Here is a 22,799-nt window from a genome sequence, read left to right as displayed (position 1 = left end):
ACAGGGACGATTATTGGCCGGGCGCGGTCTGGCGCCAGGCTTGGGAGCGGCGCAACGCGCCACGTGAGGCCCACGCCAGCAGCAGCGAAACGCCGGCCGAGGTGAACAGAATCAGGGTGGACATGGCCGCCGCGCCGCCCACATTGCCGGCGTCGTCCATGTTCAACACGGCGACGGCGGCGAGGATGGTGTCGGGGCTGTAGAGGAAGATCGCGGCGGACACGGTGGTCATCGCCGAGACGAACAGGTAGCGCACGATGTCCAGCAACGCCGGCAGGCAGATCGGCACCGTGACCTTCAAGTAATGGCGGTACAGCGGCGCCTTGAGGGACAGCGCGGCGGCTTCAAATTCACTGTCCAGCTGGCGCAACGCCGTGGTGGCGGTCATCTGCGCGGTGGTCAGGTAGTGCGCAATGGTGCACACCACCAGCAGGGTCATGGTTCCGTAGAACACATGCAGCGGGTTGCCGTTGAGGTTGAAAAAGAACACGTAGCCCAGACCCAGCACCAAGCCGGGAACGGCCATCGGCACAAAGCTGAGCATGCGCAGCGCCAGGTTGAGGCCTTTCTGGCCCTTGGTTTTTTCCATCAGGTACGCGCCGGTGAAGATCAGCACGCTGCCGACCAGCGCCGTGCACAGGGCCATGGTCAGGCTGTTGCGGTAGGCCAGCCAACCGCCGCCCGCCGTGTCTTCGAACTGGTAATGGCTGAGGGACAGCGACAGGTTGTACGGCCAAAATTTGACCAGCGACGAATACACCGCCATGCCGAACACCAGCAGCAACACGGCGCAGATCAGCAACACGATCGCCAGGTAGCAACCGTCGCGCAGCCGCGACGGCGCAGGCTGGAACACTTGGGCACGGCCACTCATGGAGTCGCCATGACGACGGCGCAACCACGCATCCACGCCGAAGCTGAACAGCGCCGGTAACAACAGCACCATGCCGATCAAGGCGCCGCGACCAAATTGTTGCTGGCCAACAACCGCCTTGTAGGCCTCCAGCGCCAGTACCTGATAGTCCCCGCCGACGACAACGGGCACACCGAAATCGGTGATGGTCAGGGTGAACACCAGGCAGAACGCCGCGAACACCGCCTGACGCGTGGCCGGCCAAGTAATGCTGCGAAACGCCCGGGCCGGGCTGGCGCCCATGCTCGACGCCGCATCAAACAGTCGCGCATCCGCCAGAGAAAGCGCCGACAGCAGAATCATCAGCGCGTGTGGGAAGGTGTAGATCACCTCACCCAGCACTATCCCCCAGAAGCCGTAGATATTGTCCGAGAGCAGGCCGCGCAACAGGCCCTGGTTGCCGAACAGGTACACCAACGCAATGCCCGGCAACATCGACGGCGCCATTAACGGCAGCAGCGACATACCGCGCCAGATCGCCTTGCCGGGAATCAACGTGCGTTGCAGGGCGTAGGCAAACAGGTAGGCCAGCGGTACGACAATCGCCGCTACGCTGAGGGAGACTTTCAGGCTATTGCCCAGCAACCAGTGGAAGTTGTCGCTGGTGACCAGTTCCCGCGCGGCGACCAGGCCACCGCCCTGCCCGGCTTCACTGCTGAAACCGCGCCAGAAGATCGCCAGCAACGGCAGCAACACGGCGACGCCCAGCAACAACAGCCACAGCAGCTTGCCGCCGACCACGAAAATACGGTCACCGGTTTCGGCACGGGACACCTGTCGTGGCAGCGTCATGACAGTGACCATCTCAGGCAAACACCTGCAGGCTGCGCGGCGGCAAGGCCACCCAGATGTCCTGCGCACCCAGGCGCGGCATGGCTTCCGGGGCCAGTTCAGCCAGCAGTGGATGGCCCGGCAGTTGTTCCAGCTCAAAGCTCATGCGGCAGCGGTTGCCGAGGAAGGTGATCTCGCGAACCTTGGCCGGGAACAGGTTCTCTTCATGCACCGGCGGGTTGACGCTGATGGCTTCCGGGCGGCAGAACAGGCGCCCGGACTTGGCCACACCAGCATCCTCGGCCAGTCGCATATTCATCCCGCCGACCTGGGCATGGCTGGCGCTGTTACGGCTGAAGGGCAGCCAGTTGCCCTGGCCGACAAACTCCGCCACAAACGGCGTGGCCGGGCGGTCGTAGATTTCCTGCGGTGTGGCGTACTGCTCAACCTTGCCGTTGTTCATCACGGCAATGCGGTCGGCCATCAACATGGCCTCGTCCTGGTTGTGGGTGACCATCAGCGTGGTGATGCCCAGGCGGCGCTGCAATTGACGCAGCTCGGTACACAAATGCTCACGCACGCGGGCGTCGAGGGCCGACATCGGCTCGTCCAGCAGCAACAATGAAGGCGCCGGCGCCAAGGCTCGGGCCAGGGCGACACGCTGTTGCTGACCGCCCGAGAGCTGGCCGGGGTATTTCTTTTCACTGCCCACCAGCCCCACCAGCTCGAGCATCTGCCCGACACGCTTGCGCACTTCATCGCGGCCGCTGCCGGTGAGGCCGTAGCCGATATTCGCTTCGACGGTGAGGTTGGGAAACAGCGCGTAGGACTGAAACAAAATGCCGTAGTCCCGCGCCTGCGGCGGCAGCAGGGACACGTCGCGGTTGCCCAGGCGCAGCTCGCCGCTGTCCTGGCGCTCCAGGCCAGCGATGCAACGCAGCAAGGTGGTCTTGCCACAGCCGGACGGGCCAAGCAGGCACACCAGTTCGCCGGCGGCGACGTCCAGGGACACGTTGTCCAACGCGGAGAAGGCGCCGAAGCGCTTCTGGATACCGCGCACCGTCATCGGCGCGCCGGGGTGGGTCAGGGCTGTGTTCATGCTAGGCACCTCATCAAACTGATGAAGGCCATGCTAGGCGGGCAATGCGTCCCTGATGTGGCAGGAAGGCAAAATGGGGCGATAGTGGTATTGGTGGATTTGTGTAGGAATCAGGGAGATGGGTTGCCTGGTCTGCCGCATTCGCGAGCAAGCCCGCTCCCACACTTGACCGAGCTCCAACATGAGAGTGCAGTCAAAATGTGGGAGCGGGCTTGCTCGCGAAGAGGCCCTCAAAGCCACTATCAACCTCAGATCGGCGACATTTCCTGCGCCAACCCCAGAAACGCCGCCGGCAACCGTGCGCCTTTGCGCTCCTTCAGGCAGTACAAATACTCCGGAATCTGCGGCGCATTCTCGATAGTCAGTACCCGCAGCTGCGGGTCATGGGGAACTTCCTGCCGGGCAATGATGCTGATGCCGATATTGCGCAGCACCGCCTCGCGGATCGATTCGCGGCTGCCGATTTCCAGCAGCGGGCCGTAGCTGACGCCCGCGCCCTGCAGCATGTCTTCGGTCAGCCGCCGTGTGGTAGAGCCGGCTTCGCGCATCAATAACGTATGCCCGGCCAGGGCACTTAACGGCACATGGTCGAGCTTGGCCAGCGGGTGATTACGATGCACCGCCAGCACCAGCGGATCAGTGCCGAGCACGCGGCGGATCAAGCGCGGGTCTTCAAGCAGTTGCGAGGACGCGGCGACGTCTACGCGGTAATCATCCAGCGCTTCAAGCACTTGCTGGGAGTTGCCGATTTCTACCGACACTTCCACCTGCGGCAAGCGCTCGCGAAAGGCTTTGACCAGATCGAGGATGTAATAAGGCGCCGTCGCGGCAATCCGCAATGCGCCCTGGACTTGACCGGTGTTGCGCAGGAAAAATTCGATATCCGCTTCCTGCTGCAACAACGCCTTGACCATCGGCAGCAGCCGCGCGCCGTCGTCACTGACGGTGAGGCGGCGCCCGCCCCGATAGAACAGCTCGACGCCGTATTGGCTTTCCAGATTGCGAATCTGGGTGGTGACCGTGGGCTGGCTCAGGCCGAGTTTTTTCGCCGCCTGGGTGATGCTGCCCAGGCGGGCGACCATGAAAAAAGCCTTCAGCTCGGCACTCAGCACACCACCCTCTCATCGTTTATTTGCGCAACAGGCGCAGGCCATTGAACACCACCAGCAGGCTCACGCCCATGTCGGCGAACACCGCCATCCACATGGTCGCCATGCCCAGGAACGTGACCGCGAGGAAGATCGCCTTGATCACCAGCGCCAGGGCGATGTTCTGCTTGAGGATACTCGACGTTTGCCTGGAGAGCCGAATGAAAGCCGGAATCTTGCGCAAATCATCGTCCATCAACGCCACGTCGGCGGTCTCGATGGCGGTGTCGGTGCCCGCTGCGGCCATGGCAAAACCGATTTCAGCGCGGGCCAGGGCCGGGGCGTCGTTGATGCCGTCGCCGACCATGCCCACGCGGCGGCCTTTGCCGTAGAGGCTTTCGATGGCTTGCAGTTTGTCGGTGGGCAGCAGGTCGCCCTGGGCCTGGTCGATGCCAACCTGAGCCGCAATCGCCTGGGCGGTGTGGGTATTGTCGCCGGTGAGCATCAGGGTTTTGATGCCCAGCTCGTGCAGTTGCTGGATGGCTTCGCGGCTGCTGTCCTTGACGGTGTCGGCCACGGCGAACAGCGCCAGCGGGCCGGACTTGTCGAGCAACAGCACCACGGACTTGCCTTGTTTTTCCAGGGCGAAGAGTTTTTCTTCCAGGGCCGGCGAGCACAGGCCGAGGTCTTCCACCAGCCGGTGGTTGCCCAAGTGGTAGGTTTCGCCGTTGATGTCGCCGCGCACACCGCGACCGGCCAGGGCCTCGAAGTTATCCACAACGTGGGCGGGCAGGTTTTTATCCACAGCCGCGTTGGCGATGGCGAGAGAAACCGGGTGATCGGAACGCCCGGCCAAACTCGCAGCCAAGGCAGGTGCGCTGTCTTCGATGTTCGGGAACAGCGCCAGGTAATCGGTTTGCACCGGTTTGCCATGGGTGATGGTGCCGGTCTTGTCGAGGGCCAGGTAGTCGAGCTTGTAACCGCCCTCCAGGTATACGCCACCCTTGATCAGGATGCCTTTGCGCGCCGCCGCCGCGAGGCCGCTGACGATGGTCACCGGGGTGGAAATCACCAGTGCGCAAGGGCACGCGACCACCAGCAGCACCAGCGCGCGGTAGATCCAGTCAAACCACGCGCCAGCCATGAACAGCGGCGGAATCACCGCCACGCCGAGGGCAAACAGGAACACCGCCGGGGTATAGATCTTCGAAAAGCTGTCGACAAAGCGCTGGGTCGGGGCCCGCGCGCCCTGGGCTTGTTCCACAGCGTGGATGATCCGCGCCAGTGTCGAGTTGTTGGCCGCTGCGGTGACTTTATATTCCAGCGAACCCGCCTGGTTGATGGTGCCCGCAAAGACTTTATCGCCCACGGTCTTTTCAATCGGCAGGCTTTCGCCGGTAATCGGCGCCTGGTCGATGGTGGACTGGCCGGCGGTGACTTCACCGTCCAGGCCGATGCGTTCGCCAGGTTTTACCCGCACGATAGCGCCAAGATCGATGCTTTTGGCTTCCTGTTCAGCCCACGAACCGTCGGCTTGCTGCACCGTGGCCTGTTCGGGCGTCATCTGCATCAAGCCGCTGATGGCGTTGCGCGCACGGTCCAGGGACTTGGCTTCGATCAGCTCGGCCACGGTAAACAGGAACATCACCATGGCTGCTTCCGGCCACTGGCCGATCAACACCGCACCAGTGACGGCGATGCTCATCAAGGCATTGATGTTCAGGTTGAGGTTTTTCAGGGCAATCCAGCCCTTTTTGTAGGTGGTGAGGCCGCCGCTGAGGATCGAGACCAGCGCAACCAATGCAATCACCCAAGTCGGTGCGGCACTGGTGAAGTGCAGCACTTCGGCGCCCAACGCGCCCACGCCGGACACCGCCAGCGGCCACCAGTGTTTCTTGGCCGGTGGTTCAGCGGCGGGCGTGCCGTCTTCGATGGGGTCGGCTTGCATGCCGAGGGATTTGATCGCGTCAACGATCGGCGCGGTGCTCGGCAGGTCGTGGGTGACGCCGAGGATGCGGTTGATCAGGTTGAATTCCAACTGCTGCACGCCAGCGAGCTTGCCCAGCTTGTTCTGGATCAGCGTCTGCTCGGTGGGGCAGTCCATGGCTTCGATGCGGAAGGTGCTCAGGCGCGAGCCGGCGGTGGGCGCCTCGCTCAGCGTCACTACGGCAGGTGCCACCTTGCTGGAGCAGCAAGAACCGCCGTGACCGTGGTCATGCACAGGCGTGAGTTTCTTCGGGGCATGATCGTGATCATGATCGTGCTTATGCGGGGTGTGGAGGGAATCGCTCATTCTGTCGCGTCCGTAAAGGTGCCTGTTGCCAAGTAAAGACCCTGTAGCCACTATAGGGTCAAGCACCCATTTGGAGATTGCTGCGATGAAGATCGGCGAATTGGCCAAACTGACCGACTGTCAGGTGGAAACCATCCGGTATTACGAGAAAGAAGGCCTGCTGCCACCCCCGGCCCGCACGGACGCCAACTACCGCGTGTACACCCAGGCGCACACCGAGCGGCTGATCTTTATCCGCAACTGCCGCAGCCTGGACATGACCCTCGAAGAAATTCGCAGCCTGCTGGGCCTGCGCGACAGCCCGCAGGACCAGTGCGAAAGCGTGAATGCGTTGATCGACGAGCACATCCACCATGTCAAGGCGCGGATCGACGGGTTGCTGGCCTTGCAGGAACAGTTACTCGACCTGCGCCAGCGTTGCGGCGGCGGGGAGCAGTGCGGGATTTTGCAGCGGCTGGAAGTCAGTGGTGGAGTACAGGCCAGCGAGGCCGAACACTCCCATGTGGGCCGCAGTCATGGGCACTAAGCCAGATTGATGGCGCCCCGCAGTCCGCCTTCGCAGCCTCGCTAAAGCTCGACAGCTCCCACAGGAGACTTGCTGTGTTGGGAAGATCTCTATCAGCAGGGCCAGCTTGCCGGGCGCTTTCTCGCCAGCAATGAAGAACCAATGTGGGAGCTGGCTTGCCTGCGAAAACGGCGGCACAGGCGATAGAGGGGCTGCCTGCCCTACTGCCATCGCAGGCAAGCCAGCTCCCACAGGAGACTTGCTGTGTTGGGAAGATCTCTATCAGCAGGGCCAGCTTGCCGGGCGCTTTATCGCCAGCGATGAAGAACCAATGTGGGAGCTGGCTTGCCTGCGAAGACGGCAGCACAGTCGATAGAGGGTTGCCTGGGCCCACCGCCATCGCAGGCAAGCCAGCTCCCACAGTCATTTACTGTTGTTGCAGGTCCTCGGGTAACAACGCCTCGGGGATGTTCTGGTAGCTCACCGGCCGCAGGAACCGGCGGATGGCCATGGTGCCCACCGAGGTAGCGCCGAAGTTGGTCGACGCCGGATACGGCCCGCCGTGCACCATCGCCTCACTCACTTCCACACCGGTCGGGAAGCCATTGGCGAGGATACGCCCGGCCTTGCGCTCCAGAATCGGCAGCAGGCGGCTGACCTCGGCGCTGTCCTCCTTATCCATATGAACCGTGCATGTCAGTTGCCCTTCCAGCGACCGCGCGACCTCCAGCAATTCGTCGCCATCCTTCACTGTCACCACCAACCCCAAAGGCCCGAACACTTCATGGCCCAACGAAGCATTGGCCAGCCATTCGCGGCCCGTGGTGGCGAACAGATACGGCATGGCCTGGCGCAACTCACAGCTTGTGGATAACACTTCACGCACGCCTACCGCATTCGCCACGCGGTCACGGCCATCACGATAAGCAGCGGCAATGCCTTCGGTCAGCATCACCTGGGCGCCAACCGGTGCCAGCGCGCTGACCGCCGCCTCGATAAACGCATTGGCCGCTTCGCCTTCAACCAGCACGGCCACGCCGGGGTTGGTGCAGAACTGGCCAGCGCCCATCGTCAATGAACCCGCCCAGCCCTTGGCAATGTCCAAACCGCGCGCGGCCACCGCGTGGGGCATCAGGAACATGGGGTTGACCGAACCCAGCTCGCCAAAAAACGGAATCGGCTCAAACCGCTTGGCGCACAGATCAAACAGCGCCCTGCCCGCGCCCAACGAACCGGTAAAGCCCACCGCCTTGATCAGCGGATGCTGCACCAGCCGTTGCCCCACTGCCCGCGAGCCGCCGTGCACCAGGCTGAAGACGCCGGGGTGCACATCGCATTTCTTGATCGCCGCATGAATCGCCTCAGCCACGATTTCGCTGGTGCCGGGATGCGCCTCATGCCCCTTCACCACCACCGGGCAACCCGCAGCCAGTGCCGACGCCACGTCACCGCCGGCCGTGGAAAACGCCAGCGGAAAGTTCGACGCACCAAACACCGCCACTGGCCCGATCGGGCGCTGGATCAAGCGAATGTCCGGGCGCGGCAGCGGCTGGCGATCCGGCAATGGCACATCGTGACGACGGTCGAGGTAGTCCCCCGCGAGGATATGCGAGGCGAACAAACGCAACTGCCCCACAGTGCGCCCCCGTTCACCCTGCAGGCGCCCTTCCGGCAGGCCGGTTTCCAGCGAACCAACGGTGGTGATGATCGCCGCACGCGCTTCGATCTCATCGGCGATGGCGTTCAACAATTCGGCACGCGCCTCGCGGCTCGAATAACCGAAGCTCCAGAACGCCGCTTCCGCCGCCTCACAGGCGCGGTTCACCAGCTCGATGCTGCCTGCCGAAAATGATTGGGCCGGGCCTTGAGTCGGAGCATTGGAAAAGGTGCTGTCGCCGGCGACCCAAACGCCTGCGATCAGGTGCTTGCCGTGGGGTGTAAAAGACATGGGCGTTTCCCGAAGTTGAAATGGTTTAACCGAAATAGCGCACGCGAATGGCGTCGATGGCCACGGCGATAAAGATCATCACGCCGCCGATCATGCCGACATAAAACGACGGCACATTCACAATCGCCAGGCCGACCTGGATCACTGTCAGCAACAATACGCCGCCCAGTACACCTTTCACGTTACCGCGCCCGCCGAACACACTGACGCCCCCGATGATCGGCGCCGCAATCGCATACAAGAGGTAGCTGGAACCCTGGCTGGAGGTAATCGCCATCTGCCAGGACGCCAGCAGAAAGCCCGCCGCCGCCGCGAGAAAACCCGAAATGGTATAGGTGATGATCTTCACCCGGTCCACGCGGATGCCCGCCGAGTTCGACGCAATCGGGTTGCCGCCCACCGCATAGATCGAGCGGCCCAGCACCGTGCGGCGCAGCACCACGCCCATCACCACCAGCGCGAGCAGAAACACCACGGGCATCAGCGGCCAGCCATCAATCGTCACCTGGCCGATCCAGATATAACCGTCCGCCATGTTGGTCAGCGTGGTGCCCTGGGTCAGCGCCAGCAGCGCGCCTTGCAGGATGATCATCATCGCCAGGGTTTCGATCAGCGAGACCATTTTCAGCCGGGTGATGCACAGCCCGTTGAAAAAGCCGATCGCGGTGCCCACCAGCAAGCCGATGATCACCGCCAGGTACCACGGCAAACCCCAGCTGGAGTAGGCCAGTGCGCCCACCGCCGAGGAGAACCCGGCGTTGGCCGGGATCGACAAATCGATCTCCGCCACGAGCAACGGCAGCGCCACCGCCAGCCCCAACATGCCGAGCACCGTGGCTTGCACCATCACGTTCTGCAGGTTGAACAGGGTGAAGAAGAATTCGTTGAACAGGCCGAAGCCCGCCACCAGCGCGATCAGCCAGATCCACACCACGTTGTGCAGCACCCAGCCCAGCACGGCCGGGCCGTTGATTTTGGTTGCGGCAGGCGCTACCCCGTTGCCGGGTTTCACTAAAGTACTCATACCCGTGTCTCCACTCTTTTTCTTATTCAACGGCTGGATCCTTGTACGGATGCGCGGATGCGCTCGACGCAGATGTCCTCTCCGGTCAATGTTTCCTTGATCGTGCCCTGATCGAAGATGCACACCCGGTCCACCGCACGCACCAGTTCATCGGTGTCGCTGGACACGATGATCACCGCCACGCCGGCATCACTGAGTTCGTCGATGATGCGCAACACGTCCTGCTTCACGCCCATGTCGATGCCACGGGTCGGCTCGTCCACCATCAACAGGCGTGGCTGGGTCGCGAGCACCCGGCCCAGGCAGACCTTTTGCTGGTTGCCGCCGCTGAGGGTGTTCACCGAGTAATCCGGATTGGGCGATTTGACGCCCATCGCCGCAAAGTAGTGATTGATCACCGACGCCTCGGCATCGGCGTCGATAAAGCCCAATCGGCTGCGCGTGGCGAGGGACGACATGGCGATGTTGCTGCCAATCGACATCTGCCCCACGGCGCCGTCCTTGCGGCGGTCGTCGGAGAGGTAGGCAATGCCCGCCTCGAACGCCGCATTGGGGGAGCGTGGCAGTGGGCGCACGTCTTCGCCGTTCATTGCCAGCGTGCCGATGGCCGGGTGCAGGCCGAAGATCGCCCGGGCCATTTCCTTCGCACCTGCACCGGGCAACCCGGTAAAACCGACCACCTCGCCGGGCGCGATGTCCAGGCTGTCGAGCGCCAGCCACTTGCCACGCACACCGCGCAGGGAAATCGCCGGCGCCTTGCCGCTGTGGTCGCGGCGCTTGCGCTGGAACAGCTGCACGCCGTGGCCGATCACCAGCTCGGTGAGCTGCTCGGAGGTCAGCCCGGTGATGTCCGAACGCGTACCCGCCAGGGCGCCGTCGCGCAGCACGGTGACCGCGTCGCAGATTTCGAGGATTTCGTCGTTGTAGTGGGAAATGAAGATGAAGGTCACGCCCTCGCCTTTCAGGCGCAGCATGAAGTCGAACAACTGGCGCCGGTCGACCACAGTCAGTGACGCGGTCGGCTCATCGAGGATGATGACCTTGCCCCCGGAAAACATCGCCCGCAGGATGTTCAGCTTGCGCCGCGCCACGGCGTCGAGTTGCCCGGCGAGCGCTTTGGGGTCGATGCCGGAACCGTCGAGCATGCGCGCCGCGTCCGCGTTCAACTGTTTCCAGTCGACCAGCCCATTGCGCGTCGGCCAGATGCCGAGCATCAGGTTTTCCGCGGCGGTGAGGTTGCCAATGATCATCGGCTCCTGGGTCACCAGGAATACCCCGGCCTGCTCCATCACCTTGACGTCCACCTGCTTGAGCGGCTGCCCGTTCATGAGGATCTGCCCGGACGTCGGAATGACCTGCCCGGAAATAATCCCCACCAGCGTGGATTTGCCCGCGCCGTTTTCCCCCAGCAGCCCGTGGATCGAACCGCGACGGATTTGCGTGCTCACCCCGCGCAAGGCGCGGACCGGGCCATAGCTTTTGGCGACATTCTCGATGCTCAGGATCGTGTCGTCGGGCGTTGGGTGTAAGGTCATTTTGTTGTTCTCACCATCACCTTGTCGGATAAACATCGCGCCAGCCGTTGCTCACGCCGCGCGACGGCCCATCACTTGGAAGCCACGCCCCATACCTTCTCCGCGACGTAGCCCCAGTGGCGTTTATCGTCGGCGTTTTCAGGGGTGATCATGAACGCCGGAATCACCAGCGCCGGGCCGGTTTTGCCCTGCACGATCTCGCCGGTTTCCCAGAAGTAATCCTTGTTCTGGTAAGTGCCCAGCGGCACGGCCTGGCCGTTGAGGGCGTACTTGGTGATCATTTCCACGGCGATCTGGCCGTAGGCAACCGGGTCCTGGGACACGCAGCCGTCCATGTAGCCGTCCTTGATCCAGTCCAACGCCACCGGCTCGCCGTCGATGTTGATAAAGATGACGTGGCCTTTTTCGCCGACTTTTTTCCAGCGGTCTTTCTGCTTCAGCGCGGCGGCGATACCGCGTGACGGCGAATCCGACGGCGCGTGCACGGCGTCCAGGTCAGGGAATTCCGAGAGGGTGGAGAGCGTGACCGACTGCATCTTGTCCAACTGACCTTCGGTGGGCCGTGCGAGGTATTTGATCTCGGGGTATTTGGCGAATACCGAGTCCATGCCCTCTTTGCGCAGGCGCCATGCCACCGACGCCAGGGCGCCGAAGCAGTTGAGCACGGTGCCTTTGGGGCTGCCGTATTTGGCCACCAGGCGTTTGACGATTTCTTCAGCGGCCATCACGCCGCCCTTGAAGTTGTCGAAGCTTACGGTGATCGCCACGTCGCCGCCGTCGGCCGGGGTGTCGATGATGCCCACCGGGATCTTGCGTTGGTTGTAGCGCTTGATCGCCGAAACGATGGCCTGGCTGTCGATGGGGTCGGAGATGATCGCCGACGGCTGGGACAGCATCAGGCTCTGCCATTGGCCGAGCTGGGTGGTGGTGTCGAAGCTGGCGTTGGTCGCCTGGAACTTGCCGGCCTGCGCCTGCACCGCGCGCTTGACCGACTCTTCCTGGATCACGAAGAAGTAGTAATCCAGGCTCTTGTTGGAATAGGCCACCGACAGCGGGGCCTGCGCCATGGCCGTGCGCCCCAGCATCGAACCCAACCCCAGTACCACACCGCCTGCCAGGACACTGCGGCGGCTCACGCTCGAAAAATCGACTTTTTTCATGGAAGTGACTCCGACTTATTATTGTTGGTTGAGTACGTCTTTCCTTTCTTCACGCGTCGTGCGGTATAGCTCCAGACAAATCGGGAAATCAGCGCATCTGTACGTAGGACGTGCCGTCAAAACAGCCCACTACCATGCCCACCGCCTCGCGGGTGAACAGGCCGTTTTCCACCACGCCAGGGATTCGGTTCAGCTCGATTTCCAGGGGCGCCGGGTCGGTGATCACCGGGCCGCAATGGCAGTCGAGGATGAAGTTGCCGCTGTCAGTCACCACGGTCTCGCCATTGCGTTCGCGGCGGATGATCTGCACGTCGCGGATGCCGTGTTCGGCCAGCACGCGCTGGACCAGGCGCTCGGTCTGCTTCCAGCCGAATTGCACCACTTCCACCGGCAGCGGGAAGGCGCCCAGGTTATCGACGATCTTGGTTTCGTCGGTCACGCAGATCATGCGTTTGGAGGCGTGGGCGATGATCTTTTCCCACAGCAGGCAGGCGCCGCCGCCCTTGATCATGTTGAACTGGCGGTCGATTTCGTCAGGGCCGTCGACGGTCAGGTCCAGCTCGCCGATGTCGTTGGGGTCGGTAATTTCGATGCCGACTTCCCGCGCCACGTCATTAGTGGATCGCGAGGTGGTGGTGCAGGTCAGTTTCAAGCCGTTGGCCACGTGCTTGCCCAGCTCGCGAACGAAGAAATGCGAGGTGGTCCCGGAGCCCAGGCCCAGCTTCATGCCATCGCGCACAAATTCCTCGATCACCCGGCGGGCGGCGACCTTCTTGGCTTCGTTCTGTTGATTGCTCATTACCTGCTCCACGGATCGGGGTTTAAATTTTGTCGGTACGCCAGGAATCGAGGGCGGTCAGTTGATCGGGGAACTGACTGCCGCTGGCGATGGCAATGGCCGCCACCAACATGTTGGTGACCAAATGGTGGTTGAGCCGTGATGCCAAGGGCGTCATCAGTTCGGTGTGTTCGTAGGGTTTCACGGCGATCAGCACGTCAGAGACTTTCGCCAGCGGGCTGTCATCGGCGGCAATCGACACCACTTTGGCCCCGGCCTTGCGCGCGGCAATGGCCATGTCGACCATCTGCCGGGTGTGCCCCGATTGCGAAAAGATCAGCGCGACTTCACCGCTGCGCGCGCCTTCGGCGTGCATTTCCTGGCGCTTGCCACCCAGCAAGGCCTGGCAGCGCATGCCCAGGCGCTGGAACTTGTGCTCGGCGTCCAGCGCGTTGACCACCGAAATGCCGGTGGCGTAGATGCCTACCCAGCTCGCGGCTTGCAACAACTGCGCGGCTTCGGCGACCTTTTCCGGCTCCAGGTCTTCTTCCAGACGCTGGATCGCGTTCAGCGAATTGCGGCAGGTCTTGCGCACAATGTTGTCGATGCTGTCATCCGGGATGATCTGCTCGTAGGCAAACGGCGCCGACGGCACCAGGCTCTGCACCAGGTGCAGCTTCAAGGCCTGATAGCTCTCGAAACCGAAACGCCGGCAGAACCGCATCACGGTCGGGTCGCTGACCGAACAGGTTTCCGACAATTTGGCCATGCTCATCTGCAGCACTTTGGACGGCGAGGTGGAGACGAAATTGGCCACCCGGCGCTCGGCGCGGTGCATGTTCTTGCTTTCATCAATGATGCGTTGCAGCAAACTGTCGCTCATATGCGCTCCTTGGCGATGGGTGGGCTGCGTTGTAACAGATCAGCCAAACGGTTCAAGCGCTGCGCCGCAGAAATCTCCACCAGCGGGCCACCGCCCCACGGCACCACAAAAAAGGCGACACCGGCAGCGCGCGCGGTTTGTTGGTCGACGCGGGTGTCACCCACATAAGCCCACGTGCCATCGGCCAGCGCCATGGCGTCGGCGACCGCGAGCAAGTGGCCGGGGTCGGGTTTGCAGGCGGGCACGGCGTCGGCACCGATCGCCGCGTCGAACAAATCCGCCAGGCCCAGTTGCTGCAGGACCTTGCCGGTGACGGCGTGGTTTTTGTTGGTGCAAATGCCCAGGCGAATCCCGGCTTCGCGCAGCGCCATCAGGTCTTCGCGCACATGGGGATAGAACCGCGTGCGCCCGGCCGGGTCGTCCATATAGGCCTGCAAGTAGCCTTCAAACGCGCGCTGCACCTGGGCCTCGGTGTAGGGAATATCCAGGTCTTCGAGGATGTCGACGATCAAGCGCCGCGGGCCGTTGCCGAGGAAGGCTTCCACGTGATCCGGGTCCAGTTCCGGCCAGCCGTTCAGCATGAAGCCGACATTCAGGGCCTTCGCGATATCGCAGGCACTGTCGATCAGCGTCCCGTCGAGATCAAAAATCAGCGCGTTATAGACGGCCATGAAAAAGACTCCTAATCGAAAAGAGGGGCGCCGAGCTCAACAAAGGTTTCCCTGAGCGTCGGGTACAAATGGCGATAGATGCGGTGGGCCTGAGCGTGAACCTCGGCCGTGGCGCCATTGGGCGCCTGGCGGGTCATCGCACGGCAACTGGCGGCGGCACTTGCCGCGTCGGGCCATACATTCACTGCCAGCCCGGCCACCAGCGCCGCGCCGAACGCAGCGCCCTCGGCCGCACCCTCGGTGGTCACCACGTCGCAGCCGAAAATGTCCGCCTGCAACTGGCGCCACAGCACCGAACGCGCACCGCCACCGGACGCCTTGATCACCTGCCCGGCAATGCCCAGCGGGCGCATCAGCGCGTACATGTCGGCAAGGGCGTAGACCGAGCCTTCCATCACGGCGCGGGCCATATCACCGCGTTGATGGCGGCCAGTGAGGCCGATAAAGGCGGCCCGCAGAACCGGGTCGGGATAGGGGCAGCGCTCGCCATTGAGGTAAGGCAAAAACAGCAGGCCATGGGCGCCGGGCGGGCTGTCGGCAGCTTCGGCAGCGATCTGCTCGAAAGGCACGCCAGCGCAGAAGGTGTCGCGAAACCAGTTCATCGAACCGCCAGCGTTCAGCGACACGCCCATGCAATGCCACTTGTCGGCGGCGACGTTGCAGAAGATCTGCAGGCGGCCGTCGGGGTTGTCCTGGGGGGTGTCCAGCGCAGCGGCGAGTATGCCGGCAGTGCCGATGGTGGTTTGCAATTCGCCCGGCGCGATCACACCGGAGCCGAGGGTCTGGATCACTGAATCGCCGCCGCCACCGGCCACTGGCGTGCCCACCGGCAGGCCAAACAGCTGGGCGCCTTGGGCGCTGACCCGGCCGGAAATCACTTGGGATTCAAACACCGGTGGCAGCAACGCGGGATCAATCCCCAACGTCTCCACCAGCCCCGTCGCCCACTGCCGCGAACGTACATTGAACAGGCCGGTGCCCGATGCATCCGACACTTCACTGGCGATTTCACCGGTCAGGCGCAGGCGCAAATAATCCTTGGGGTTGAGCACCGTGGTCAGCCGCGCGAACAACTCGGGTTCATGACGTTGCATCCACACAATCTTGCCGCCGGTGTAGCCCACCAGCATGCGGTTGTCGGTGGCGGCCAGCAGGCCTTCAAGGCCACCGGCCGTCTGGGTGATCCACTCGCATTCGGCGGCATTGCGCTGGTCGTTCCACAGGATCGCCGGGCGCAGGACTTGTTGCGCGGCGTCGAGCGGCACCAGCCCGTGCATCTGGCCGGACAAACCCACCGCCAGCAACTCCACACCGGGCGCCTTGGCCAGTACCCCGGCAATCGCACGGCGGGCGCCGTCGATCCACAGTTCAGGGTCTTGCTCGGTCCAGCCGGGCCGGGGTTGGGACAGCGGATAGGTCGCCGTGTCAGCGGCAATCACCGCGCCATGGGCGTCCAGCAGCAACGCCTTGCACCCGGAGGTGCCGATGTCGATACCAATAAGGGCCTGCATGGCTCAATTCCCGACGCCGTGGTGCAGGCGAACATGCTTGAAGTTGAAGTACTCCAGCAGCCCTTCGCGCCCGTGTTCGTAACCCACGCCACTTTGTTTGCGGCCACCGTAGGGCGCATTCATGATCCCGGCGTCGACGTTATTGATCGCCACGTTGCCGTAATCGAGCTGCGCCGACAGGGTGTGGATGTCCACCAGGTCACGGGCGTACACATAGGAGGCCAGCCCATAAGGCGTGTCGTTGGCCAGGTGCACGGCTTCGGCGAGGTCATCGAACGGCGCGACACCCACCAGCGGGCCGAAGGTTTCTTCGCTCATCACCAGCATCTCGTGAGTGCAATCGGCGACGACTGTAGGACGGAAGAAATGCCCGTGGGCGAACTCCTCACCTTCAGGTGCCTTGCCGCCAGTGACCAGGCGCGCGCCTTTGGCCAGCGCGTCTTCGAGGTGGGCGCGGGTTTTGTTCAAGGGTTCAGCGGAGGCCATTGCGCCCAAATCGGCGCCGGGGTTTTCCAGACCGTTGCGCACGGTCAGCGCCTCGGCGGCGGCGCCCAGTTGGGTGACGAAATCTTCGTAAATTGAACGGTGCACATAAATGCGGTTGATCGCGATGCAGATCTGCCCGCAATTGCGGAAGCTGCGGCGGGTGGCACCTTTGACGGCGGCGGCGACATCGGCGCTGGCGGTGACCACCATCGGGCAGTTGCCGCCCAGTTCCAGGGACAGGCGCTTGACCTGCGGGCAACTGCGCTGGATGTGCAGGCCCACGGCACTGGAGCCGGTGAACGCGACTTTGCTGACATCCGGGTGTTCGACCAGCGCCTGGCCGACCACCGAGCCCTTGCCGGTCAGCACATTGACCACGCCTGCGGGAATCCCGGCGTCGATGCATTTTTGCGCAATGGCCAGCGCGGTGAACGGGGTCAGTTCGGCGGGTTTGATGACGATGGTGCAACCGGCGGCCAGGCTCGCGCAGAGCTTCCAGCCGACCAGCTCTGCCGGGTAGTTCCATGGCGTAATCGCAGCGACTACCCCAATCGGCTCGCGCACCACCAGGCTTTGGAAACCCGGTTGGTCGTTGGGTACGATCTCGCCGTGCACGCGGGTGGCTTCTTCTGCATAGAAGTGGCAAGCCTCGGCGAGCTTGAGCACTTCGCCACGGGCTTCATTGACGGGCTTGCCCTGCTCGGCGGTCATCACCTGTGCCAGGGTCTGCGCATCGGCGGCGATCAGGTCGCCCAAACGATGCAAGGCACTGGCGCGGGTTTTGGGCAGTTCGCGGGACCACAGTAGAAAGGCACGGCGTGCAGCCGCCACGGTCTCGTTGATCTCTTGCGGCGTGGCAGCAGCGATATGCCCCAGCACCTCACCCGTTGCGGGGTTCTCGACCGGCAACTGGGCGCCAGCGCCTTTGCGCAGCTGACCATCGATAAACAAGGCGCCTTGCAGCGCGGCAATCGTGTCACCGTGAATCTTATTGTTATGCATCGAACTGCTCCGTCACCTGTCTGGGCGGTTGAACCACTCGCTTAATTCGAAAATATAGTATTGCTAGCTTTTTGCAATAGTCCGGTGAAAATTCATCCACACAGCTTTTGCACCATAAATGTGCGCCAGCGCCTGAAACACTTAATATTCGCCTTATTTTTCAGCAAATTAGTCTTAAAACGTGGTTTTTATCGCGAAAAATGCAGTTTCTTTCATGCAGGATCGCTTGACCGCTCTCAAAATCGAAACGTAGCATTACTAGATATCAAACAATAAAGGACCACCCTCATGCTGCCCATCTCACTTAAACACGCCAAATTGGTCGGTCGGGTCTGGCTTCCCGGCAAGGGGCCTTGTGTGGTGATCCTGCGCGAAAACGTGCTGATCGACGTCACGCCGTCGGTGGTGTCCATGGCCGATTTCCTCGACAACAACCCTGCCGAACGCTTCGACACCCTGGCCGGTGAGCCGGTGGGCGACCTCGCAGACTTGATCCTTGAACCCTCCGAGATGGGCTATCACTCGGACCGCCCTTGCCTGCTCGCGCCCTGCGACTTCCAGGCGCTGAAGGCCTGCGGCGTGACCTTTGCCAGAAGTATGGTCGAACGCGTAATCGATGAACGCACGGCGGGCGACCCTGGCCGCGCCAATGAACTGCGCGCGCTGATCGGCTCGTTGATCGGCGACAGCCTGTCGAATGTGCAGGCCGGTTCCGCCAAGGCGGCCGAGATCAAGGCCGCGCTGATTGCCGAAGGCTTGTGGTCGCAGTATCTGGAAGTGGGTATCGGCCCGGACGCCGAGGTGTTCACCAAATCCCAGCCCATGGCGGCGGTCGGTTACGGCGCGCAGGTGGGCATCAACCGTATTTCCGAGTGGAACAACCCCGAGCCCGAAGTGGTGCTGGCGGTCGACAGCCAAGGCAACATTCGCGGCGCCACCCTCGGCAATGACGTGAACCTGCGGGACGTGGAAGGCCGTTCCGCGCTGCTGCTGGGCAAGGCCAAGGACAACAATGCCTCGTGCTCCATCGGACCGTTTATTCGCCTGTTCGATGAGCACTTCACCCTGACCGACATTGAAAACGCCACCCTGACCCTGTCGGTCAGCGGCCTCGACGGCTTTGAAATGTCCGGCGGTTCGAACATGGCCGAGATCAGCCGCAAGCCGGCGAACCTGGTCGAGCAGACCCGCAACAAATCCCACCAATACCCGGACGGTTTCATGCTGTTTCTGGGCACCATGTTTGCGCCGACCCAGGACCGCGAGAAAAAGGGTTCGGGCTTTACCCACAAGGCCGGTGATCTGGTGGAAATTTCCTCGCCACTGCTGGGCACCTTGCGCAATACCGTCGTGTACTCCGACGAAGCCGCGCCCTGGACCTACGGCACCCGCGCGTTGATGCGCAACCTGGCAAAACGGGGGCTGCTATGAGCCAGAAGTTTGTAGTGACCGACCAGGCGTTCGGCAACACGCGCCATGAACAGGCCGCCGCTGCACTCGTCGGCGCACAGTTCTTCGAGCACCAGTGCCGCAGCGAAGACGAGACCCTGGAAGCCGTGCGCGGCGCCCATGCGGTGATCAACAACTTCGCGCCAATGACCCATCGCGTGATGGCGGCCATGGCTCCGGGTGCGGTGGTGGTGCGCTATGGCGTCGGCGTGGATAACGTCGACCTCGCGGCGGCCAAAGAGCTGGGGATTCGGGTGTGCAACGTGCCGGATTATGGCGTTGAAGAGGTGGCCGACCACGCCGCCGCGATGACCCTGGCGCTGGCGCGCAAGCTCGATCATTACGGCAGCGGCATTCGCAATGGCGAGTGGAAGATCGCGCAGATGGTCGATGGCGTGCGCTCCCTGCGCGACACCACCGTCGGCCTGATCGGCCTGGGCCGTATTGCCCGTGCGTTTGCGTCACGCATGGCGGCATTTGGTTGCACGATTGTGGGTTACGACCCTTACGTCACCAACCAGCAGGCGCGAGAATCCGGAATTGAGCCAATGTCGCGGGCCGAAGTGATTGCCTGCGCCAACGTGCTGTCGCTGCATGTGCCGCTCACGCCGGAAACGCGCCACGTGATTGATGCCGAGGCCATCGCGCGGATGCCCAGGGGCGCTATTCTCATCAACTGTTCCCGGGGTGGTTTGATCGACGAGACGGCGCTGGCTCAGGCACTGGTCAGCGGGCAGTTGTCGGGGGCGGGGCTGGATGTGTTCGAGAAAGAGCCATTGCCGGCGGATTCGCCGTTGCGTAAGGCCCCGCATTTGTTGGTGTCACCCCATGCAGCGTTTTTTTCCGATGCGTCGGTGGATGCGTTGCAGCGGTTGGCCAGTGAGGAAGCCTTGCGCGGGCTGCGCGGTGAGGCATTGCGCTGTGCGCTGACCTGAACATAGGCCTCTGTGGCGAGCGGGCTTGCCCCGCGTTGGACTGCGCAGCAGTCCCATTTTTGGGGTCGCTGCGCAACCCAACGCGGGGCAAGCCCGCTCGCCACAAGGGCAGTGCGCGCAACTGCTTTTCCATTTGTGTGTTGAGGGACGATCAATGAATTATTCGGAAAAACAGGCGCTGAACGGCAAGCTGGCGCTGGTGACCGGCGCCGGTCAGGGCATTGGGGCGGCGATTGCTGAAGCGCTGGCGGCGACCGGGGCTGAGGTGATCTGCACCGATATCCTGCACGCCCGGGCGATGACTACCGCACAGCAGTTGATCGAGAAAGGCTATGCCGCCCGCGCCGAAGCCTTGGATGTGACGAACAGCGCCGCGATCAACGCCCTGGCGACGTCGCTGCCGCCGCTGGATATTCTGGTGTGCAACGCCGGTATCGTCACCAACACCCCGGCTGAGGAAATGACCGACGAGGAATGGGACAAGGTCATCACCGTCAACCTCACCGGCGTGTTCCGCACCTGCCGGGGGTTTGGCCGGCGCATGCTGGAAGCCGGGCGCGGGTCGGTGATCAATATCGGGTCGATGTCGGGGCAGGTGGTGAATGTGCCGCAGCCGCAATGCCACTACAACGCGTCAAAGGCGGGCGTGCACCAATTGACCAAGTCATTGGCGGTGGAGTGGGCAAAACGTGGGGTGCGGGTGAATGCAGTGGCGCCGACCTATATCGAAACGCCCTTGCTGCATGGCCTGGAAAGCCAGCCGGGGTTGATTCAGCGCTGGCTGGACATGACCCCCGCCGGGCGCATGGGCCAGCCCCATGAAGTGGCGTCGCTGGTGCAGTTTCTCGCTTCCGATGCGTCGAGCCTGCTCACAGGCTCGATCATCAATGCGGATGCGGGCTACACCTGCATCTAGGCGTCAGATGGCGACGTCGGCCTTGATGCTGGGGTCGGCGTCGTAGCCGACGATTTCGAAGTCTTCGAACTTGTAGTCGTAGATCGACGCCGGTTTGCGCTTGATCACCAGTTCCGGCAACTTTTTCGGCGTGCGCGCCAGTTGGGTGCGGATCTGTTCCATGTGGTTGCTGTAGGCGTGGGTGTCGCCGGTGGTGACGATGATCTCGTGAGGGATCAGGTCGCACTGTTGGGCCAGCATATGGGTCAGCAGCGCCAGGGCGGCGGTGTTGTACGGCAGGCCGAGGAACACGTCGGAGCTGCGGATATACAGCTGCATCGACAGGTGGCCGTCGTGCACGAACGCCTGGTACAGCAGGTGGCATGGCGGCAGGGCTTGCTTGCCGTCGCGCGCGTTTTGCTGCGGGCTCTTGGTTTCGTCCGGCAGGTATTCGACGTTCCAGCCGTGGAACAGGATGCGGCGGCTGTTGGGGTTGTTCTTCAACGTGTCGACCATGTAGTCGATCTGGTTGATCGTGCCGCCGTCCTTGGTCGGCCAGGCGGTCCATTGCTCGCCGTAGACCGGGCCCAGGTCGCCGTCTTCGGTGGCCCATTCGTCCCAGATTTTCACGCCGTTTTCATTGAGCCACTTGATGTTGGTATTGCCGCTCAACATCCAGATCAATTCATTGGCGATGCTTTTGAAATGAAGCTTTTTCGTGGTCAGCAGCGGGAAGCCGTCGGCCAGGTTATGCCGATACTGACGGGCAAACACGGCTTTGGTGCCGGTGCCGGTGCGATCGCCCTTGGTCAATCCATTGGTCACGACGTCGTTCAGTAGTTCGAGATATTGCTTCATGTGTGTACCTGTATCAAAGAAGCCGGGGCTCGCAAGCCCCGGCGTTCGAGTTTAAAGCGCGGCGTTCTTGATCGGCTGCGGACGATTGTAAGCCCACCACAGCAGGCCCAGGCCAGCGATGATCATCGGCAGGCTGAGAATCTGACCCATGGTCACCCAGCCCCACGCCAGGTAGCCCAGCTGTGCATCGGGCACGCGGACGAACTCGACGATAAAGCGGAAGATCCCGTAGAACAGCGCGAACATGCCGGACACGGCCATGGTCGGGCGCGGCTTGCGCGAGAAGATATAGAGGATCAGGAACAGCGCCACGCCTTCCAACGCGAACTGGTAGAGCTGCGACGGGTGGCGCGACAGTTGCGCGGGGTCACTGAATGGCGGGAACACCATGGCCCACGGCACGTCACTCGGTTTGCCCCACAATTCGGCATTGATGAAGTTACCGATACGCCCCGCGCCCAGCCCGATCGGCACGAACGGTGCCACAAAGTCCATCAACTGGAAGAACGACTTGCCGTTACGGCGGCCGAACCACCAAGCGGCGATCATCACGCCGACGAAACCGCCGTGGAACGCCATGCCGCCCTTCCACACTTCAAAGATCAGCGTCGGGTTGGCGATGTAGGCCGGCAGATCATAAAACAGCACATACCCCAGGCGCCCGCCGACGATGACACCCATCGACATCCAGAACACCATGTCGGAGAGCTTCTCCTTGGTCCAGGTCGGGTCGAAGCGGTTCAGGCGCCGGGAAGCCAGCAGCCAGGCACCGCCGATGCCGATCAGGTACATCAACCCGTACCAGTGGATTTGCAGCGGACCGATGGCCACGGCCACCGGGTTGATCTGCGGGTAAGGCAGCATTGCGACTCCTCGTTAAATCATTAGTCATGGCGCACCGGACCATGCCGGTGTGCGATTAAGCCTGCGTTACAGCCGCTATATCAAATTAAGAAGTTCGCACACGCCAAATAGGCTGGCATGTTAACGGATGG

At 62.6% G+C, this 22,799-nt stretch carries 19 protein-coding genes; 4 read left to right on the top strand and 15 right to left on the bottom strand.

The features are described from left to right. Window positions 1-10: 10 nt before the first annotated feature. The 4 genes from AB4P94_RS08145 to AB4P94_RS08130 form a co-directional block, all read right to left on the bottom strand. Entirely contained in the window at window positions 11-1,717 is a 1,707-nt protein-coding gene (locus tag AB4P94_RS08145) for a putative 2-aminoethylphosphonate ABC transporter permease subunit (RefSeq protein ID WP_395610126.1), read from the bottom strand. 1 nt (window position 1,718) lies between these two features. After that, a complete protein-coding gene (locus tag AB4P94_RS08140) occupies window positions 1,719-2,783 on the bottom strand; it encodes a putative 2-aminoethylphosphonate ABC transporter ATP-binding protein (RefSeq protein ID WP_395610125.1) in 1,065 nt (354 codons plus the stop codon). Window positions 2,784-3,031: 248 nt separating this feature from the next. Further along, window positions 3,032-3,895 (bottom strand): LysR family transcriptional regulator, encoded by an 864-nt coding sequence (locus AB4P94_RS08135; protein ID WP_395610124.1) that lies wholly within the window; start codon window positions 3,893-3,895, stop codon window positions 3,032-3,034. Between the two features lie 16 nt (window positions 3,896-3,911). Continuing rightward, window positions 3,912-6,164 carry a heavy metal translocating P-type ATPase gene (locus tag AB4P94_RS08130; RefSeq protein WP_395610123.1) on the bottom strand — a complete coding sequence of 751 codons (2,253 nt, stop codon included), beginning with the start codon at window positions 6,162-6,164 and terminating at the stop codon, window positions 3,912-3,914. Between the two features lie 85 nt (window positions 6,165-6,249). Between AB4P94_RS08130 and cadR the strand changes: the two genes are divergently transcribed. Further along, window positions 6,250-6,690, top strand: a complete 441-nt coding sequence (cadR, locus tag AB4P94_RS08125; RefSeq protein WP_395610122.1) for a Cd(II)/Pb(II)-responsive transcriptional regulator — start codon at window positions 6,250-6,252, stop codon at window positions 6,688-6,690. Window positions 6,691-7,096: 406 nt separating this feature from the next. Here cadR and AB4P94_RS08120 read toward each other — a convergent pair whose 3' ends face one another. The 9 genes from AB4P94_RS08120 to AB4P94_RS08080 form a co-directional block, all read right to left on the bottom strand. After that, window positions 7,097-8,617: an aldehyde dehydrogenase (NADP(+)) gene (locus AB4P94_RS08120; RefSeq protein WP_395610121.1), complete on the bottom strand. Its 1,521-nt coding sequence runs from the start codon at window positions 8,615-8,617 to the stop codon at window positions 7,097-7,099. 25 nt (window positions 8,618-8,642) lie between these two features. Then, on the bottom strand, window positions 8,643-9,641 hold the full coding sequence (locus AB4P94_RS08115; RefSeq protein WP_395610120.1) for an ABC transporter permease: 999 nt from the start codon (window positions 9,639-9,641) through the stop codon (window positions 8,643-8,645). A gap of 26 nt (window positions 9,642-9,667) precedes the next feature. After that, entirely contained in the window at window positions 9,668-11,176 is a 1,509-nt protein-coding gene (locus AB4P94_RS08110; protein ID WP_395610119.1) for a sugar ABC transporter ATP-binding protein, read from the bottom strand. 71 nt (window positions 11,177-11,247) lie between these two features. Continuing rightward, complete coding sequence (locus tag AB4P94_RS08105) at window positions 11,248-12,336, bottom strand: sugar ABC transporter substrate-binding protein (RefSeq protein ID WP_395610118.1); 1,089 nt, start codon at window positions 12,334-12,336, stop codon at window positions 11,248-11,250. Between the two features lie 88 nt (window positions 12,337-12,424). Next, a complete protein-coding gene (gene rpiA / locus AB4P94_RS08100) occupies window positions 12,425-13,135 on the bottom strand; it encodes a ribose 5-phosphate isomerase A (RefSeq protein ID WP_395610117.1) in 711 nt (236 codons plus the stop codon). 22 nt (window positions 13,136-13,157) lie between these two features. Further along, entirely contained in the window at window positions 13,158-13,997 is an 840-nt protein-coding gene (locus tag AB4P94_RS08095; RefSeq protein ID WP_395610116.1) for a MurR/RpiR family transcriptional regulator, read from the bottom strand. Then, window positions 13,994-14,668 (bottom strand): HAD family hydrolase, encoded by a 675-nt coding sequence (locus AB4P94_RS08090; RefSeq protein WP_395610115.1) that lies wholly within the window; start codon window positions 14,666-14,668, stop codon window positions 13,994-13,996. The genes AB4P94_RS08095 and AB4P94_RS08090 overlap by 4 nt, the downstream gene beginning before the upstream one ends. An 11-nt stretch (window positions 14,669-14,679) precedes the next feature. After that, window positions 14,680-16,179, bottom strand: coding sequence for a xylulokinase (gene xylB / locus AB4P94_RS08085; protein WP_395610114.1), 1,500 nt, complete (start codon window positions 16,177-16,179; stop codon window positions 14,680-14,682). Between the two features lie 3 nt (window positions 16,180-16,182). Beyond that, a complete protein-coding gene (locus AB4P94_RS08080; RefSeq protein WP_395610113.1) occupies window positions 16,183-17,667 on the bottom strand; it encodes an aldehyde dehydrogenase family protein in 1,485 nt (494 codons plus the stop codon). A gap of 288 nt (window positions 17,668-17,955) precedes the next feature. Here AB4P94_RS08080 and AB4P94_RS08075 point away from each other — a divergent pair, with 288 nt between their 5' ends. From AB4P94_RS08075 to AB4P94_RS08065, 3 genes are all read left to right on the top strand, one after another. Then, complete coding sequence (locus AB4P94_RS08075; protein ID WP_395610112.1) at window positions 17,956-19,098, top strand: fumarylacetoacetate hydrolase family protein; 1,143 nt, start codon at window positions 17,956-17,958, stop codon at window positions 19,096-19,098. Then, a complete protein-coding gene (locus AB4P94_RS08070; RefSeq protein WP_395610111.1) occupies window positions 19,095-20,051 on the top strand; it encodes a C-terminal binding protein in 957 nt (318 codons plus the stop codon). The genes AB4P94_RS08075 and AB4P94_RS08070 overlap by 4 nt, the downstream gene beginning before the upstream one ends. Before the next feature lie 154 nt (window positions 20,052-20,205). Next, complete coding sequence (locus AB4P94_RS08065; protein ID WP_395610110.1) at window positions 20,206-20,967, top strand: SDR family NAD(P)-dependent oxidoreductase; 762 nt, start codon at window positions 20,206-20,208, stop codon at window positions 20,965-20,967. 3 nt (window positions 20,968-20,970) lie between these two features. On the opposite strand, the gene AB4P94_RS08060 is transcribed toward AB4P94_RS08065, so the two are convergent. Both AB4P94_RS08060 and lgt read right to left on the bottom strand, forming a co-directional pair. Beyond that, on the bottom strand, window positions 20,971-21,804 hold the full coding sequence (locus tag AB4P94_RS08060) for a thymidylate synthase (RefSeq protein WP_078739624.1): 834 nt from the start codon (window positions 21,802-21,804) through the stop codon (window positions 20,971-20,973). A gap of 51 nt (window positions 21,805-21,855) precedes the next feature. Continuing rightward, entirely contained in the window at window positions 21,856-22,668 is an 813-nt protein-coding gene (lgt, locus tag AB4P94_RS08055; protein ID WP_395610109.1) for a prolipoprotein diacylglyceryl transferase, read from the bottom strand. Between the last annotated feature and the right edge of the window lie 131 nt (window positions 22,669-22,799).

Origin of the sequence: Pseudomonas sp. B22129, assembly GCF_044218875.1 — a bacterium.
In the GTDB taxonomy this organism is placed as follows: domain Bacteria; phylum Pseudomonadota; class Gammaproteobacteria; order Pseudomonadales; family Pseudomonadaceae; genus Aquipseudomonas.
This window is presented reverse-complemented; position numbering and strand designations above follow the sequence as displayed.